The sequence below is a fragment of the Agarivorans sp. TSD2052 genome (assembly GCF_023238625.1).
In the GTDB taxonomy this organism is placed as follows: domain Bacteria; phylum Pseudomonadota; class Gammaproteobacteria; order Enterobacterales; family Celerinatantimonadaceae; genus Agarivorans.
This window is the reverse complement of record NZ_CP096670.1, coordinates 344,759-358,261: the sequence shown is the minus strand read 5'-3', so window position 1 is coordinate 358,261 and position 13,503 is coordinate 344,759. Positions and strand designations below refer to the sequence as shown.

Below are 13,503 nucleotides of genomic sequence, written 5' to 3'. Positions count from 1 at the left end.
CCGTTAAATTCCTTATAAGCTAACGTTTATATGTCTAACCCTTACGCTAGCCAACATTGTCACTGTTGGCTAGCAAAAAAGCTTCGCGCTAAGCTTTATCTGTTAGCTCGTCGTCTAATACTTCGGTGGTATCGTCTTCACTGAAATATGCCATATCACGGGTATTTTTTTGCACTGCAATAGCGGCAAACAAACATAAGCTAAAAGCCATGGCATAAAAGCCTTTTTCACTCAATGACAGCGTGGCGTTGAACAAACCAATGGCCAGTAAAGCCACTGCGGTAGCCAATGAAAACCAACTCAAGGCAAAATAAATAGCCGTCACTTTAATCCCTTCCAGTTTATCACGAACCGATTTCTGTAGTGAGACAGCAGAGAACAAACCAAATAACAGCAGAGTGAAGTAATAGCCTTTTTCATTTAATTGCATTTCTGCATTCCATAAACCCAACAAATAAGCCCCGGTTCCAAGTATTAATGCAGCCCAAGATGCGCCAATAAATGCAGCGGTAGGTTTAGCTAAGTGATGATTTTCCATTTTGTTGTTACTCCTTAATGATGCCGCTAAAGCATCATTATCTAATTGATTAATAAATAGGGTATCGCAATCTGCTTTTAGCCAACGGAACGCTTAAGCAGCATAGCGGTGGTGTAATCTAGGCGAATTATAAAAGTGCTTGAGACGCGTTGTGTTGGTAAAGCACCACCGAATGTTGTAATAAATCTTTGTCGTTTAAGTAGCGAGCTATACTGGTAAAAGTAGCCGTTTGTGGCTTGCCTTGGTGGTCTTTAGTGGTGACGTCATCAAGAAACAAGCCACCCATAAACAATTTGAAACGGCTCACCTTTACCGGCTGTGGCGTAAAATCTGATTTGGCCAACCATTTCAGCTCTTCGCGGTCAGTGGTGTTAAAAATAGCGGCATTTAGCATATCTAAAGTATGTTCTGTACAATTTTGATATTGCCCGTTAAAAGGATTGGCCAGTACCGAGTAATTGCTGTTGTGTACGACATGGTTGCCGCCATTTTGGATTAGCGCCAACAAGCCAGCTTGTACTTCGGGCTTCGGTACAATAATACCCGCTTTAAGGCTATCGGCCCCCCAGAAGAAATCCACCGGATAATCTGTGACTAAGCTGCTATGGCCAAGGTCACCCTGATTTTGGTAGAGGTTATAGATGGCATAACCTTTGGTGCTCTCCCCGGAATCTAAAGTAATATTTGAATACACCGCTAAGGCTGTGTGAGTAAATTGAACGCCTTCAGGCAAGTCTTTTTGTGGTCGCCCTACTCGGCCAATAATAAATACATTGGCACGCTGCTTGGCGGCGTATTTCTCAACATCTTTAGAAAACTTAGCAATCGCCTCAGGCTGATGTTTTGCGTCCTCGACTGGTGCACTGCCCGCAGAACAACACGCACTGAACAAAGTAATAGAAGCAAGCATGAGTAGTTGTTTAAATGGTTTCATGGTCAATATCCTTATAGTTAGTAATCAATGGCTTAGCGGATAACGATTAACTCACCAATTTCAAATGGTACAGGTGCATCTACCGAGTTAGCGACTTCTGCAGCACTGGCGGCAACCATACTGCCAGGCACCGCAACTGAGGCAGCCGGCACTATAATAGAGATACCTACAGGACCACTATCAGCGCCACTTTGAGCGGCGGCACTTCCGACGTTCGCACTGATTCCTCCGGCTATCATTACTGGGGTAGTTACTGCACTCACTGCTACTTGACCACTCCCTTTTAGTCCAGTAGAACCCGCCAAGGTAGAATGTTTAGCTGATTGATTAAAATTTTGACCTGACTCTGCAGCGAATGTATTCAAGCTAGTGAGTGCAATAGACGTGATTAACAGTGATTTCCATAGTTTCATAATTTGTCCCTCTTGGTTAAGTTCGCAATAACCATAAAGTCTGGGATTTTAAGTGTAAACGCCGTTGTAATATGTATATTATGAATAAACACCAAGTATAGTATTTGTATACCATGAGCCAGTTAAAGCAGATCCGCGACACCCTTAAGCAAGTTTTCCGTCAGCAAGGTTTAACCTATAAAGACATTGCTGAACGGCTAAATATGAGTGAAGCTAATATTAAGAGGATGTTTTCAACCAACAGCTTTTCGCTGGAGCGGCTTGAAGATATGTGCCACGTGGTCGATCTTAATTTGATTGATTTATTTCTATTGGCCGACCAAGAAAAAGAAAAGCTCACTCACCTTACCAGAGAGCAAGAGCAAGAGTTGATCGACGACCATAAATTATTTTTGGTCGCAGTTTGTGTGCGCGACTCTTGGACTTTCAAGGAAATTATTAGCAAATATGCCATCAGTGAGCACGAAGGCATTCGCCTATTGGCGCGCTTAGATAAGCTAAAAATGATTCAACTACTGCCAAATAATGCCTATAAGCTGCTTATTGCCCAAGATTTCCGCTGGATATCCAACGGCCCTTTGGAACGCTTCATGGAAAAAATCGTACTGACCGAGTTTATGAACTCTCGATTTAATGATGATGACAGCTTTCGCTTTTATCTACGTGGACACTATTCTCAAAGCTCCATTGAAATCATTCGTCGTAAGCTCAACCAACTCACTAAAGAAGCCGCTACTTTGAACCATCAAGACGCCTCTCTACCATTAGAGAAACGTCGCCATACCGGTTTATTATTGGCTTTGCGCCCTTGGGAAATCTCAATTTTTGAAAGCTTAGCCAGAGAACCCAACACCGCCTAACCAGTGCTAGGATTCATCCACACACGTTATATACCTCACCGCTACAAGGTGAAATACCATATTAAGGGATTAGTAATGCAGCGTTTAAAGCAGCTCACTGAGCAATATTTTGGCAAGCTTTGCCTGATCATGAGTTTGGGAGCCGTGAGTACATTCGCTCAGGCCGCCACAGCGCAAGAAAACTGCGTGAACATTAATTCGCAACACACAATCATTGAGCAATACATCGAACAAGCTCCTTATCGCCAGGCGCTAGCTCAAATCCCAGCGAGTTTTTCGTACTCTTCAGAACAAAGTTATCAAGACTACCTAAACTATGCTGAAACACTGATTGCTCAGCGTAACCCTCGCGCAATGATGGCTTGTCCTATTTCAACTCAGAGCTACCAATTGCTGGCGAAACAGCAACAATGGTTAGGCACACCAAAGGTAATTCAACTAATTGCTCCCTTTGAGTTGCGCCATCCCAATAACCACAAAGCCATTTTGCTGATTCATGGTTTGACCGATTCACCCTTTCACTTCCATGATTTAGCTTGGCAGTTTTACCAGCAAGGCTTTGATGTAAGAACTTTATTATTACCAGGCCATGGTACCGCGCCTTCAGATTTGGTTGAGCTAAAGTACCAACAATGGCAGCAAGCAGCTGACTATGCTATCAAGCGCACGATTGATGATTACCAGCAGGTGTATTTGGGCGGGTTTTCTACCGGCGGAGCTTTGATCCTAAGCCATTTAATCAATAACCAAAACAATGCCCAGCAGATACAAGGAGTGATGCTTTGGTCGCCAGCATCTAAAGCCAGTAGCGGTTTAGCTTGGATGGCAAAATACGTCAGTTGGGTAAGTACTTGGCTGGATAAAGAAGGCGATATTGATTTTGCTAAGTATGAATCTTTTCCTTATAACGCTGGCGCCCAAGTCAATAGCTTGATGAAGCAGTTAAACAAACAAATTGCCAAGGCTAAACACTTACCTAAGGTGCCCATATTGGTCGTTGCTAGCCAATACGATCAAACCATTGATACTCAAGCAACACTGGAAATATTAGAAAAATGGCAGCAACCCGGTCAACAAAACCACTTGGTATATTACGGTGATAAGTCACAGATCCCCGCGAGCATTGTTGATCAGCTTCAGCTAGAGATCCCGCACTGTACCACGGCTTCATGTTCTGCCATCAAGCAGGTGGCTCATACCGCCACTATTAACGCTCCCAGCAACCCGCATTATGGTGAAAATGGCCACTACAGAAACTGTAGCCATTATCTCAGTGACTTAACACTTTACCAACAATGTAAACAAGGCTCTAAGGCGGTAAAAGGCGAAAAAACCGAAGCGAACTTAGCGCAATACCCAGGTATACAACGCTTAACTTACAACCCTTACTATCAACAAATGCTGAGCAGTATTCAGCTATTCATTGCTAACACTAGCGGCAGTTAAGCGACAACCGGCATTTTTAAGCCTTCAGGCAACTGATAATGGTTATGTACTTGATGCTGGTTTCGGCCGCTATGTTTGGCAATATATAAGGCCTTGTCAGCATATTTACATAATGATGAGAAGTCGTGGTTAACCGCCGAGCTGGCCACGCCAATACTGCAGGTAAGATACATAGAGCTTAATGATTCGGGATGAGGAATCATTAATTGCTCTAAATTTTGCACTATTTGTTCGGCCAGCTGAGCGGCTTGCTCTTCTCCAATACAACCAGCCAATACAAATTCTTCCCCTCCCATTCGGCCCACGACTAATTGTTGCGGCTTGGCCAGGGTTAATAACAGTTGGCCAAATCGTTGCAACGCTTCATCGCCCGCCGAATGGCCCATGCCATCATTAAGCAATTTGAAATAATCAAGGTCACAATAGAGCACCGAAAAGGCTTTTTTGTCACTCTCAGACAACAGAGCTTCAGCTTTAATATCAAAGGCATGGCGGCGTAAACATAAACTTAATTGGTCTACATCGGCGACATATTGCAATTGCTTGCGTTGCTCCACCAATTGACTAAACACACCCACGCGATGGCTAAACAGCAACAATGACACCATTACGCTCATACCTAGACCAAAGCTGCAATGCACCAGCAATCGAGTATCACTATGCATATTCATGTGCATCACCATACTGGCCCAAATCACCAAGCCACTAAACAAAGATAATAACAATAAGCGCCGCTCAACCATAAAGCCGCCTAAGGCGACAATCACCAACATAAGCGTACTGCTTTGCCACAGGTTATTGCTCAAATACATATGAGTAAGGGTATTAAGTAACATTGCTAGCACCACCACCAGATGCATAGCGGAAGTAGCGGGGTTCATAAACCGCGGTAAATAATGGGCGCTAGCAAAGATAGCTAAGCTAGAAAACAAACCTAAAGAAATCAAAATTGATTTATCAAGGCCGGAATTTAATACAAAAAAATGCGAAATACTCACCAATAGGTAAACAACACTCACCACATAAGTGAGGCGTTTAGTTTGAGGAAAAGCCAAATCTTGCAGCAGTAGATGCTGGTCTTCGTTAAAGGGCTGAAACAAGCCCCCGCTCTTTATTTTGTCAAACAATCCTTGTCTCCAACAACCTATCGATATACTTGTGAAAGCAACATCAAGCTTAGCAATTTTGTTTTCCACAAACTGCTAGTTAGCTACCAAGTTTAAAAATCTGTACAGAGCTTACTAGAAAGCGCCCAACACCTAAACACAAAAAACTCAATAAGGTTGATAAATATACATATAATTAGAAATACTTTGTTAAAATATCATTTTGGCTACCAAGCCGATCAGAAAACACCACCAGCAGCGGGTCCTTCGCTAACATAAAATATTAGCGTCGGCGGTGCTGGAAACTAATATAATTCACACGGATTCATAGAAAACATAGCAACCGCAACTCTTTTAACCTTATAATTGGCATAAATAGGTTTTATTAACTTAAATCAAAGAGAATAACAGCCAAATAAACTACCCTGAGTAGATGAGTTTGTTTTTTACTCAATTGATCAATCACAACCAAGATAACTAAACCGAAGAGTTTAGCAATAACTAGAGGTATATATGAGTTCTTCCACCACCAGCGATGCGCTACCCAAAAAAGGGGGGATCGCGCGCTTTTTAGACGCCATTGAACGTGTTGGTAATAAGCTACCTGATCCCGCCATGCTTTTCCTCGGCCTCATGTTTTTCGTTTGGCTACTCTCCGCAGCACTGTCCAACGTCAACTTTAGTGAAATAGACCCCCGTAGTAGCGAAACCATCGTCATTAACAACCTAATGAGCGCCGAGTGGCTGACCACATGGATGACGAGTATGGTGAAAATCTTCACTAGCTTTGCTCCCTTAGGTGTAGTGTTGGTGGCGGTACTGGGTGTTGGTGTTGCCGAACGTTCTGGCTACATTAATGCGGCATTAAAAGCGATGCTAAAAGTAACCCCAGCCAAAATGATTACCCCTGCGGTAGTATTAATTGGTGTTATTTCTAGTGTTGCTACCGATGCCGGTTATGTTGTGGTTATTCCTTTAGCTGGGGTTATTTTCCACGCTGTAGGCCGCCACCCAATTGCAGGTATCACTGCAGCCTTTGCTGGTGTATCTGGTGGTTTCTGCGCTAACTTCATTCCCTCAGGGCTAGATCCTTTACTACAAAGCTTTACCCAGAGTTCGGCGCAATTATACAATCCAGAAATGCAAGTAAACCCGCTTAATAACTGGTTCTTTGCTTCCGCTTCTTGTCTACCAATTGTGGCGACTATCTGGTATATCACCGATAAGATTGTTGAGCCTCGTTTGTTAAAAAACAGCCCTATTTCCGATGATCTGGAAGTGGCTTCAGACATGCACAGCACCTCTAAACAGGAAACCTTTGCCTTTCGTATTGCCAGTCTAGCCATGCTAGCGTTGATCGGCTTGTTAGTATTTGCGGCCTGGGGAGAATCATCCTCTCTTCGTGATGCTCAAGGCTCCCTCACTAGCTTTAGCGCACCGATGATGCAAATTATCGTACCGCTAATCTTCATCTTTTTTGTCATTCCAGGGGTGATATTTGGCTACCTAAACGGCAGCTTCAAAAATTCAAACGATGTCGTGGCAGCCATGTCCAAAACCATGGAAACCATGGGCCACTATATTGTAATGGCATTTTTCTGTTCAATGTTTGTATGGGCTTTTGGTCAATCAAACATTGGTGTATTAATGGCGGTGAAAGGGGCTAACTTACTACAAGCCATTGGTATGGCAGCGCCTGCCACCATTATTGGTATGATTGCATTAGTGGTTCTGATCAATCTATTTGTGGGCTCATCGTCAGCCAAATGGGCGCTCATTTCACCGGTATTGGTGCCGATGTTAATGCAAATGGAAATTTCGCCAGATTTAGTGCAAGCGGCTTACCGTATCGGTGATTCTAGCTCAAACATCATTACCCCGTTGATGCCTTACTTCCCATTGGTGGTCGTGTTCTGTCAGAAGTATGCTAAGAATATGGGTATTGGAACCTTGGTAGCAACCATGATTCCTTACTCCATCGCACTGGCGATTTTCTGGACCTTCTTCCTATTGGCCTATTGGAGCTTAGGCTTGCCGCTAGGTTTGGGAGCAAGTTACGTTTACCCTGCGCCGCTATAAGTAGTACAGAGATAAAACTAAAAACGCGCCGAACGGCGCGTTTTTTATTTCACTTTCTGCGTCACCCCGCCAACCAATAAGGCAAGCTTAACGACACTGCAGGTACAAATGTGGTGAGTAATAAGGCCATGAAGATGGCGATATAGAATGGCCATATGGTTTTTACCGCTACTTCAATAGGGACTTTGCCTACGGCACAGCCGACAAACAAGCAAGCCCCCACCGGTGGAGTACATAAACCCAACCCTAAGTTCATCATTAAAATCATACCAAACTGCAGCGGGTCAATTCCCAAGGATTGAGCAACAGGCAAAAATATCGGCGTACAAATTAAAATCAGTGCTGCCATATCCATAACCATGCCTAGAACTAACAACATCGCATTGATCATCAAGATAATAACAATCGGGTTATCAGAAACCCCATGCAAAAAATCGATCATTTTGCTCGGCACTTGAAAGTAAGTCAGCATATAGGCAAAAGCTGCTGCACAGGCAATCAAGACCATTACCATAGAAGTAGTTTTTACAGAATTAATCACTGCCGTTTTAAACTTCTCCCAGGTTAACGCGCGATAAACCAGCACCGTAACCAACACCGCGTAAATGGTGCCAAAAGCGCCAGACTCTGTAACGGTAAATACCCCAGACAACACTCCACCAACAATAATTACAGCGGTTAACAAGCCTGGAAGCGCCGAAACAAAATGTATGAATAGCACCATGAAACCGGGAAATTTCTCGGCTTTATAACCCCGCTTCACCGCCACAATATAGGCGGCTACCGCCAAACAAATACACATCAATACGCCAGGAACGACTCCAGCCAAAAATAACTGCGAGATGGATATACCACCACCAGCTGCCACTGCGTACAAAATCATATTGTGACTGGGAGGGATCATAATACCCGCGATCGAGGAGGTAACCGTCACATTAACTGCATAGTCTTCGTCGTAGCCTTTCTCTTTCATGACCGGAATTAGAATCGACCCTAAGGCCGAAATATCAGCGACAGCCGAACCTGATATCCCTCCAAATAACATCGAAGACATGACATTAACGACCCCTAAGCCGCCTCGCACAGCCCCAACTGCCGACGAAGCAAAACGCACTAAACGCACTGCAATGCCACCGTGAAACATCAATTCGCCAGCAAAGATAAAAAATGGAATAGCCATTAGTGAAAACACACTGATGCCTGCTGTAATCCGCTGAAACGCAATCAGCATCGGCAAGCCTTCATAAAAAAATGCTGAAACCGCGGCAATGCCCAAGGCAAAGGCAACGGGTGTACCAATCACTACACCTATGGCAAACACCGCCATCAAAATAAACAAACCCATGAAACCAATCCTTAGTTCGAAACGCTGCTATTTCGTATCTGAGCGAAACCGCTTGAATAGATGAATTAAATGACCAATTGAATAGAGCATGGTTAAGCCTCCACACAACATAATAGGAATTGCGCGCACTCCCTCAGGAATGCCTAACAGAGGAATATCCGAGCCCCATTTGAATATCACCAACTGATAGCTGTTCACCATCATCACCGCGCCAAAAATGCTCAGAGATAACAATGAAATCAACTCAAAAATGTTTTGTAACCAGCGCGGGCTGCGCTCTCGAAAAAACGATACTCCTAAGTGGGTGCTTTTATGGATCCCCACCGAGGCTCCCAGAAAACTTATCAGCACCACCAATAGCAGTGATAATTGCTCTACCCAAGTGGGCGTTGAATTTAGTACGTATCGCCCAAATACCAACCAACCAAAAATAACCGTTAACAGCACCAAGGCCGAGCCCGCAATAACTAGGCTAATTCGGCATAGCAGGTCTAAAAATTGGTCATATTTTGAGAGTTTTAGCTCAGAATTTAGATTTGCCATGAGCACCTCGATATCTACCTACTCAAACCAAAAAAATAGCCACAAACTGCCATGCAGTTTGCGGCTAATCTCATCAGCTTATTTGGTATTTTGAATTAACATAACTAAAGGCTTGAGCTCAGGGTTGTCACCTAAGTACTCATCGTATACTGGTTGCATTGCTTGTTGAAACTCAGCTTTATTCGGAATGTCATTCAACTTAATACCAGACTCCAGCACTTTATTTCGGCTAAATTCTTCCCTAGCGGCCCATAAATCTCGCTGCACTTGAGCCGACTCAGCAGCAGCTTCTTTCAGCATGATTTGCTCAGCTTCAGACAATTTACGGTAGGCACCAGCATTTACGCACAAGCACTGAGGAATGATTAAATGTTGTGATAAAGAGTAAAAGCCCGCTACTTCAAAGTGCCCCATTGACTCATACTCAGGCCAACCATTTTCAGCACCATCTACCACGCCCGTTTTGAGTGACTGGTAAACTTCAGAATAGGCAATAGGAGAAGGATTCCCGCCCAGGGCAGACACCATGCCTGAATACAAATCGTTGTTCATCACCCTAACCTTCATGCCTTGCACATCAGCGGGACTGGTAATCGGTTTCTTAGAATTATAGAAAGAACGAGCGCCGGCGTCATACCAGGCTAAACTAATGAGCCCTTTCTTCTCCATTGCGGCATTTATTTGTTCACCAACCTCACCGTCCATCGCTCGGTGCATATGGTCTACATCATTAAATACAAAAGGTAACGACAATACGTTAGCTTCTTGAACAATCGGACCAATTGGGCCTAAGCTGAAGTTGCCAATTTCTAAGCCACCAATACGTACCTGTTCAATGGCATCAGGTTGATTACCTAGCACCCCCGAGTGATACATTTTTATGGTAAAATCACCGTTAGATTTTTGCTCCACTAACTCAGCAAATTTGTCCATGCCCTCAGTATTGGGATAGCCAGCCTTGTGAATGTTCCAACCTTTCCATTCTGTAGCTTGTACTGAAAGTGAAGCCCCCGCTAACAATGCAATAGCAGTTAATGAAAACACCGCTTGTTTAATCTGGCTCATGTAACGTCTCCTAATTATCCTTAATTAAAGCGTACTCACCTGAAGACTCTCTGCTCAGGTAGCTGACATAAACACGTAGCGACCACTCAACTGCTCGTATTGATAATACAATATTGCTAAAGATGGGTTTTTCTGCAAGAAAGGATTTATTTTTATAAAAGAAATGCCACAAAGCCATCAAATATACTAAAGGCTATAGGGCTTAAGAGAAAAAAGCCTACAAAGTTAGATCTTCACCTCAAAATTGTAATACTTTATGAGTTATAAGGCGAAGGTAGTGACAAAAAAGTCAAATAAGGTGCTTGTTCACCCTATTCCACCGTTCCTTAAAAGGGCGCAAGCCGCTCTTTCAGTATCACTAAACTAAAATCAATTATCAGGAAATACCACAATACCCAACTGTTCCATTAAGCCGACCATTTGCCAATTAAAGATTTTCACCCCACTAAAATCAATACTGCCAAGGTTTATCCCTGAAATATCGGCATTGCGTAAGTCGGCTTGAAACAGCTGTAAGCCTTGATAACAACTCGGCGAAAATTGAGTATTAGTGAGGTTGGCGCCTTCCAAGTTAGCACTGGTTAACACCACCTCATTTAAATTGCAGCCCGACAAGTTACACTTAGCTAAGTTAACGCCTTCAAAGTCACTCAAGCTAAAATTGCTATCGAGTAAATGCGCTGAACTAACAATAACCTTTCGACTGATCGCTTTCGAAAAATCAGCGAACTCAAAGCGGCAGCCTTGAGCGTGACACTTATCTATAGACACATCAAACATCTCGCTGCGGCTAAAGTTAGCGGTAGATATATCACAGCCCTTAAATTCTGCATGGCTTAAATCAGCAGTGCTAAAATCGCAACTCCGCTGACGTTTGCGATCATACAAACTGCAATGAATAAACTGACTAGCGTTCAAATCCGCGCCACTGAAATCACAGTGATGGAGCTGACAATGTTCAAAGCGAGTCTCGTTTAGCTTGGCTTCACTGAAGTCACAATCAATAAACGTACAGTGCTTGAACAGCAAATGTGCTTGTTCAACCATCGCCCAATCAAGATCAGCAAAACAACGCCTCTCAATCAAAAATTCGCTATCATCGAGATCTAAATACGACTCAATCGGCGCTTGATGGGCTAATAATTCAATGTTGCCTTGTTCACACTCTGTCATTTATCTTACTCATTGATTAGTAAGCTTACGCCCACGAGATTTGGGCTTAGCCTTCGCTTTGACACTACTGGCTAAAGCCTTGGTTTTACCGCTAACGGCGCTGCTTTTGGCTTTACGGTAGCGTTTTTTACTGGCTGGCGCAGCGATACCAGCAAAAGCTTGCGCGTTTACACTGGTACTTTGCTCAACAAGCGTGTTGAGCTGGCCCTGCATACCTTGCATAAATTGTCCGTAGCTTTGCTTACGCTGGCTAATCGCGTCTAGTTGCATCTCCCACTGTGCAGTCATATCAGGCCAAGTACAGATGGCAGGTAAAGCGTTCACGAGCGCCTTGCCACTATCACTGGCATAAATGTGCTTACTTTGACGGAACAAAAAGCCGCGCTTAAACAATAATTCAATAATCCCTGCACGAGTTGCCTCCGTCCCCAAGCCATCGGTTTCTTTCAGCACCGCTTTTAAAGCGGGATCTTTTACAAATCGAGCAATACCCGTCATAGCGCTTAGCAACGTCGCATCGGTAAAAGCTTTAGGTGGCTGAGTGTGTTTATCTAACACCACCCCTTCACTGCAGTGCAGGCTTTGGCCTTCTTTTAAGGCGGGTAACAAAGCTTGCTCATCGGCTGACTTCTTCTGCGGAAATAGTACCTTCCAGCCTAAGTCTTGAATTTGATTAGCACTCGCCTTAAACAAGCCATCAGCAATGCTGATCATCGCTTCTGTATGCGCGTAGCGATAATGCGGATAAAACTGAGCGATATACTGGCGAGCAATCAGCTGGTAAATACGCCGTTCAGCTTCACCCAGCTTAGCGGCTGCATAATATTTTTCGGTAGGAATAATCGCGTGGTGAGCATCTACTTTGGCGTCATTCCAAGCTTTACTGCGCAGACTAGGGTCTGCGTTAGAGCAGGCTTTCGCCAAATCTTGGCTATTGGCTTTAATCGCCGCTAAAACCTGAGGCGCATCGCGGTGGTGCTGCTTGGGTAAATAGCGGCTATCGGAACGTGGATAAGTAATAAGCGTATGTCGCTCATACAAGGCCTGACAAATATCAAGCACCTGCTTTGCGCTATAGGCAAAGCGTTTTGCCGCGTCAATTTGCAAGCTAGACAAATTGTATGGCAGCGGTGGCGCTTGCTGTTTGTCTTGCTGTTTTAGGCGGGTAACTACAGCGGCTTGCAGGGTGATTCGCTTAGCGACATGCTCGGCTAACGGCCGACTTAATACTCGGCCGTCTTCATCTTGGTAGGGCTCGCAGGCTTCACTGGGCTGCCACATGGCGCTAAATGACTCAGCCAGTTCAGTATGCAGTTTGGCTTCAACTTGATAAAAGGGTCGGCTGACAAATTCAGCGATCTCTTGGTCTCTACGCACCACCAAACCTAAAATAGGTGTTTGCACCCGGCCTACCGATAATACCCCTGAATACCCTTGTTGCTGGCCCTTTAAGGTATAAGCACGGGTGAGGTTAATGCCATATAACCAATCGGCGCGAGAACGCGCCAAAGCTGAGGTAGACAGCGCACTAAATTCTTGGTTAGATTGAAGCTGTTTTAAGGCTCGCGCCACCGCGGCAGGGTTGAGATCGCTAAGCAATACCCGTTGGCATTGTTGCTTAAGGCTTAGTTTGGCTTTGCAGTGCTCAATCACTAAATCGACCAGTAACTGCCCTTCACGATCGGGGTCACCGGCGTGCACTAAACTACTGGCTTGCTTAATTAAACCTTTAATCACCCGCAACTGAGATGCGGTTTTGCTTTTGGCTTTCCACTGCCACTGCTCTGGCAGAATAGGTAAGTGTTCCATACGCCATTGCTTAAAACGGGCGTCGTAATGCTCAGGCTCAGCTTGCTCTAATAAGTGGCCAATACACCAAGTGACGCAGTCGCCATTGGCCAACTGAATAAAACCATTCTGTTTTTGCTGAGGTTTAGGTAAGACTGCCGCAATAGCACGAGCAAGGCTGGGTTTTTCTGCAATATAAAGACGCACTAGCTA

12 protein-coding genes are annotated in these 13,503 nt (G+C 44.3%); 3 read left to right on the top strand and 9 right to left on the bottom strand.

The window, feature by feature from the left end:
• Nucleotides 1-88: 88 nt before the first annotated feature.
• From yiaA to M0C34_RS01675, 3 genes are all read right to left on the bottom strand, one after another.
• Nucleotides 89-538, bottom strand: coding sequence for an inner membrane protein YiaA (gene yiaA, locus M0C34_RS01685; protein ID WP_248713939.1), 450 nt, complete (start codon nucleotides 536-538; stop codon nucleotides 89-91).
• Between the two features lie 127 nt (nucleotides 539-665).
• Nucleotides 666-1,472: a DUF2145 domain-containing protein gene (locus M0C34_RS01680; RefSeq protein ID WP_248713938.1), complete on the bottom strand. Its 807-nt coding sequence runs from the start codon at nucleotides 1,470-1,472 to the stop codon at nucleotides 666-668.
• A gap of 32 nt (nucleotides 1,473-1,504) precedes the next feature.
• Nucleotides 1,505-1,885, bottom strand: a complete 381-nt coding sequence (locus M0C34_RS01675) for a hypothetical protein (RefSeq protein WP_248713937.1) — start codon at nucleotides 1,883-1,885, stop codon at nucleotides 1,505-1,507.
• Nucleotides 1,886-1,998: 113 nt separating this feature from the next.
• On the opposite strand from M0C34_RS01675, the gene M0C34_RS01670 reads away from it, so the two are divergent.
• Both M0C34_RS01670 and M0C34_RS01665 read left to right on the top strand, forming a co-directional pair.
• Nucleotides 1,999-2,745: a helix-turn-helix domain-containing protein gene (locus M0C34_RS01670; RefSeq protein WP_248713936.1), complete on the top strand. Its 747-nt coding sequence runs from the start codon at nucleotides 1,999-2,001 to the stop codon at nucleotides 2,743-2,745.
• A gap of 75 nt (nucleotides 2,746-2,820) precedes the next feature.
• Nucleotides 2,821-4,191 carry an alpha/beta hydrolase gene (locus M0C34_RS01665; RefSeq protein ID WP_248713935.1) on the top strand — a complete coding sequence of 457 codons (1,371 nt, stop codon included), beginning with the start codon at nucleotides 2,821-2,823 and terminating at the stop codon, nucleotides 4,189-4,191.
• Here the strand turns inward: M0C34_RS01665 and M0C34_RS01660 are convergent.
• The gene (locus M0C34_RS01660; protein WP_248713934.1) at nucleotides 4,188-5,291 is read right to left on the bottom strand and encodes a GGDEF domain-containing protein; all 1,104 of its coding nucleotides are present in this window, start codon (nucleotides 5,289-5,291) and stop codon (nucleotides 4,188-4,190) included. The genes M0C34_RS01665 and M0C34_RS01660 overlap by 4 nt on opposite strands.
• Nucleotides 5,292-5,810: 519 nt before the next feature.
• Here M0C34_RS01660 and M0C34_RS01655 point away from each other — a divergent pair.
• Entirely contained in the window at nucleotides 5,811-7,376 is a 1,566-nt protein-coding gene (locus tag M0C34_RS01655; RefSeq protein ID WP_248713933.1) for an AbgT family transporter, read from the top strand.
• 61 nt (nucleotides 7,377-7,437) lie between these two features.
• On the opposite strand, the gene M0C34_RS01650 is transcribed toward M0C34_RS01655, so the two are convergent.
• The 5 genes from M0C34_RS01650 to M0C34_RS01630 all read right to left on the bottom strand — a co-directional run bounded on the left by M0C34_RS01650 (nucleotide 7,438) and on the right by M0C34_RS01630 (nucleotide 13,497).
• Nucleotides 7,438-8,721, bottom strand: a complete 1,284-nt coding sequence (locus tag M0C34_RS01650) for a TRAP transporter large permease (protein ID WP_248713932.1) — start codon at nucleotides 8,719-8,721, stop codon at nucleotides 7,438-7,440.
• 27 nt (nucleotides 8,722-8,748) lie between these two features.
• The gene (locus tag M0C34_RS01645; RefSeq protein ID WP_248713931.1) at nucleotides 8,749-9,264 is read right to left on the bottom strand and encodes a TRAP transporter small permease; all 516 of its coding nucleotides are present in this window, start codon (nucleotides 9,262-9,264) and stop codon (nucleotides 8,749-8,751) included.
• Nucleotides 9,265-9,342: 78 nt separating this feature from the next.
• Nucleotides 9,343-10,329 carry a TRAP transporter substrate-binding protein gene (locus tag M0C34_RS01640; RefSeq protein WP_248713930.1) on the bottom strand — a complete coding sequence of 329 codons (987 nt, stop codon included), beginning with the start codon at nucleotides 10,327-10,329 and terminating at the stop codon, nucleotides 9,343-9,345.
• Nucleotides 10,330-10,698: 369 nt separating this feature from the next.
• Entirely contained in the window at nucleotides 10,699-11,502 is an 804-nt protein-coding gene (locus M0C34_RS01635) for a pentapeptide repeat-containing protein (protein WP_248713929.1), read from the bottom strand.
• A 9-nt stretch (nucleotides 11,503-11,511) separates the two neighbouring features.
• The gene (locus tag M0C34_RS01630) at nucleotides 11,512-13,497 is read right to left on the bottom strand and encodes a DNA topoisomerase III (RefSeq protein ID WP_248713928.1); all 1,986 of its coding nucleotides are present in this window, start codon (nucleotides 13,495-13,497) and stop codon (nucleotides 11,512-11,514) included.
• Nucleotides 13,498-13,503: the final 6 nt, after the last annotated feature.

Coding starts and splice junctions, on each gene's coding strand:
- yiaA (WP_248713939.1), bottom strand. CDS start 538: ATGGAAAATCATCACTTAGCTAAACCTACCGCTGCATTTATTGGCGCA.
- M0C34_RS01665 (WP_248713935.1), top strand. CDS start 2,821: ATGCAGCGTTTAAAGCAGCTCACTGAGCAATATTTTGGCAAGCTTTGC.
- M0C34_RS01670 (WP_248713936.1), top strand. CDS start 1,999: ATGAGCCAGTTAAAGCAGATCCGCGACACCCTTAAGCAAGTTTTCCGT.
- M0C34_RS01640 (WP_248713930.1), bottom strand. CDS start 10,329: ATGAGCCAGATTAAACAAGCGGTGTTTTCATTAACTGCTATTGCATTG.
- M0C34_RS01650 (WP_248713932.1), bottom strand. CDS start 8,721: ATGGGTTTGTTTATTTTGATGGCGGTGTTTGCCATAGGTGTAGTGATT.
- M0C34_RS01680 (WP_248713938.1), bottom strand. CDS start 1,472: ATGAAACCATTTAAACAACTACTCATGCTTGCTTCTATTACTTTGTTC.
- M0C34_RS01675 (WP_248713937.1), bottom strand. CDS start 1,885: ATGAAACTATGGAAATCACTGTTAATCACGTCTATTGCACTCACTAGC.
- M0C34_RS01655 (WP_248713933.1), top strand. CDS start 5,811: ATGAGTTCTTCCACCACCAGCGATGCGCTACCCAAAAAAGGGGGGATC.
- M0C34_RS01645 (WP_248713931.1), bottom strand. CDS start 9,264: ATGGCAAATCTAAATTCTGAGCTAAAACTCTCAAAATATGACCAATTT.
- M0C34_RS01635 (WP_248713929.1), bottom strand. CDS start 11,502: ATGACAGAGTGTGAACAAGGCAACATTGAATTATTAGCCCATCAAGCG.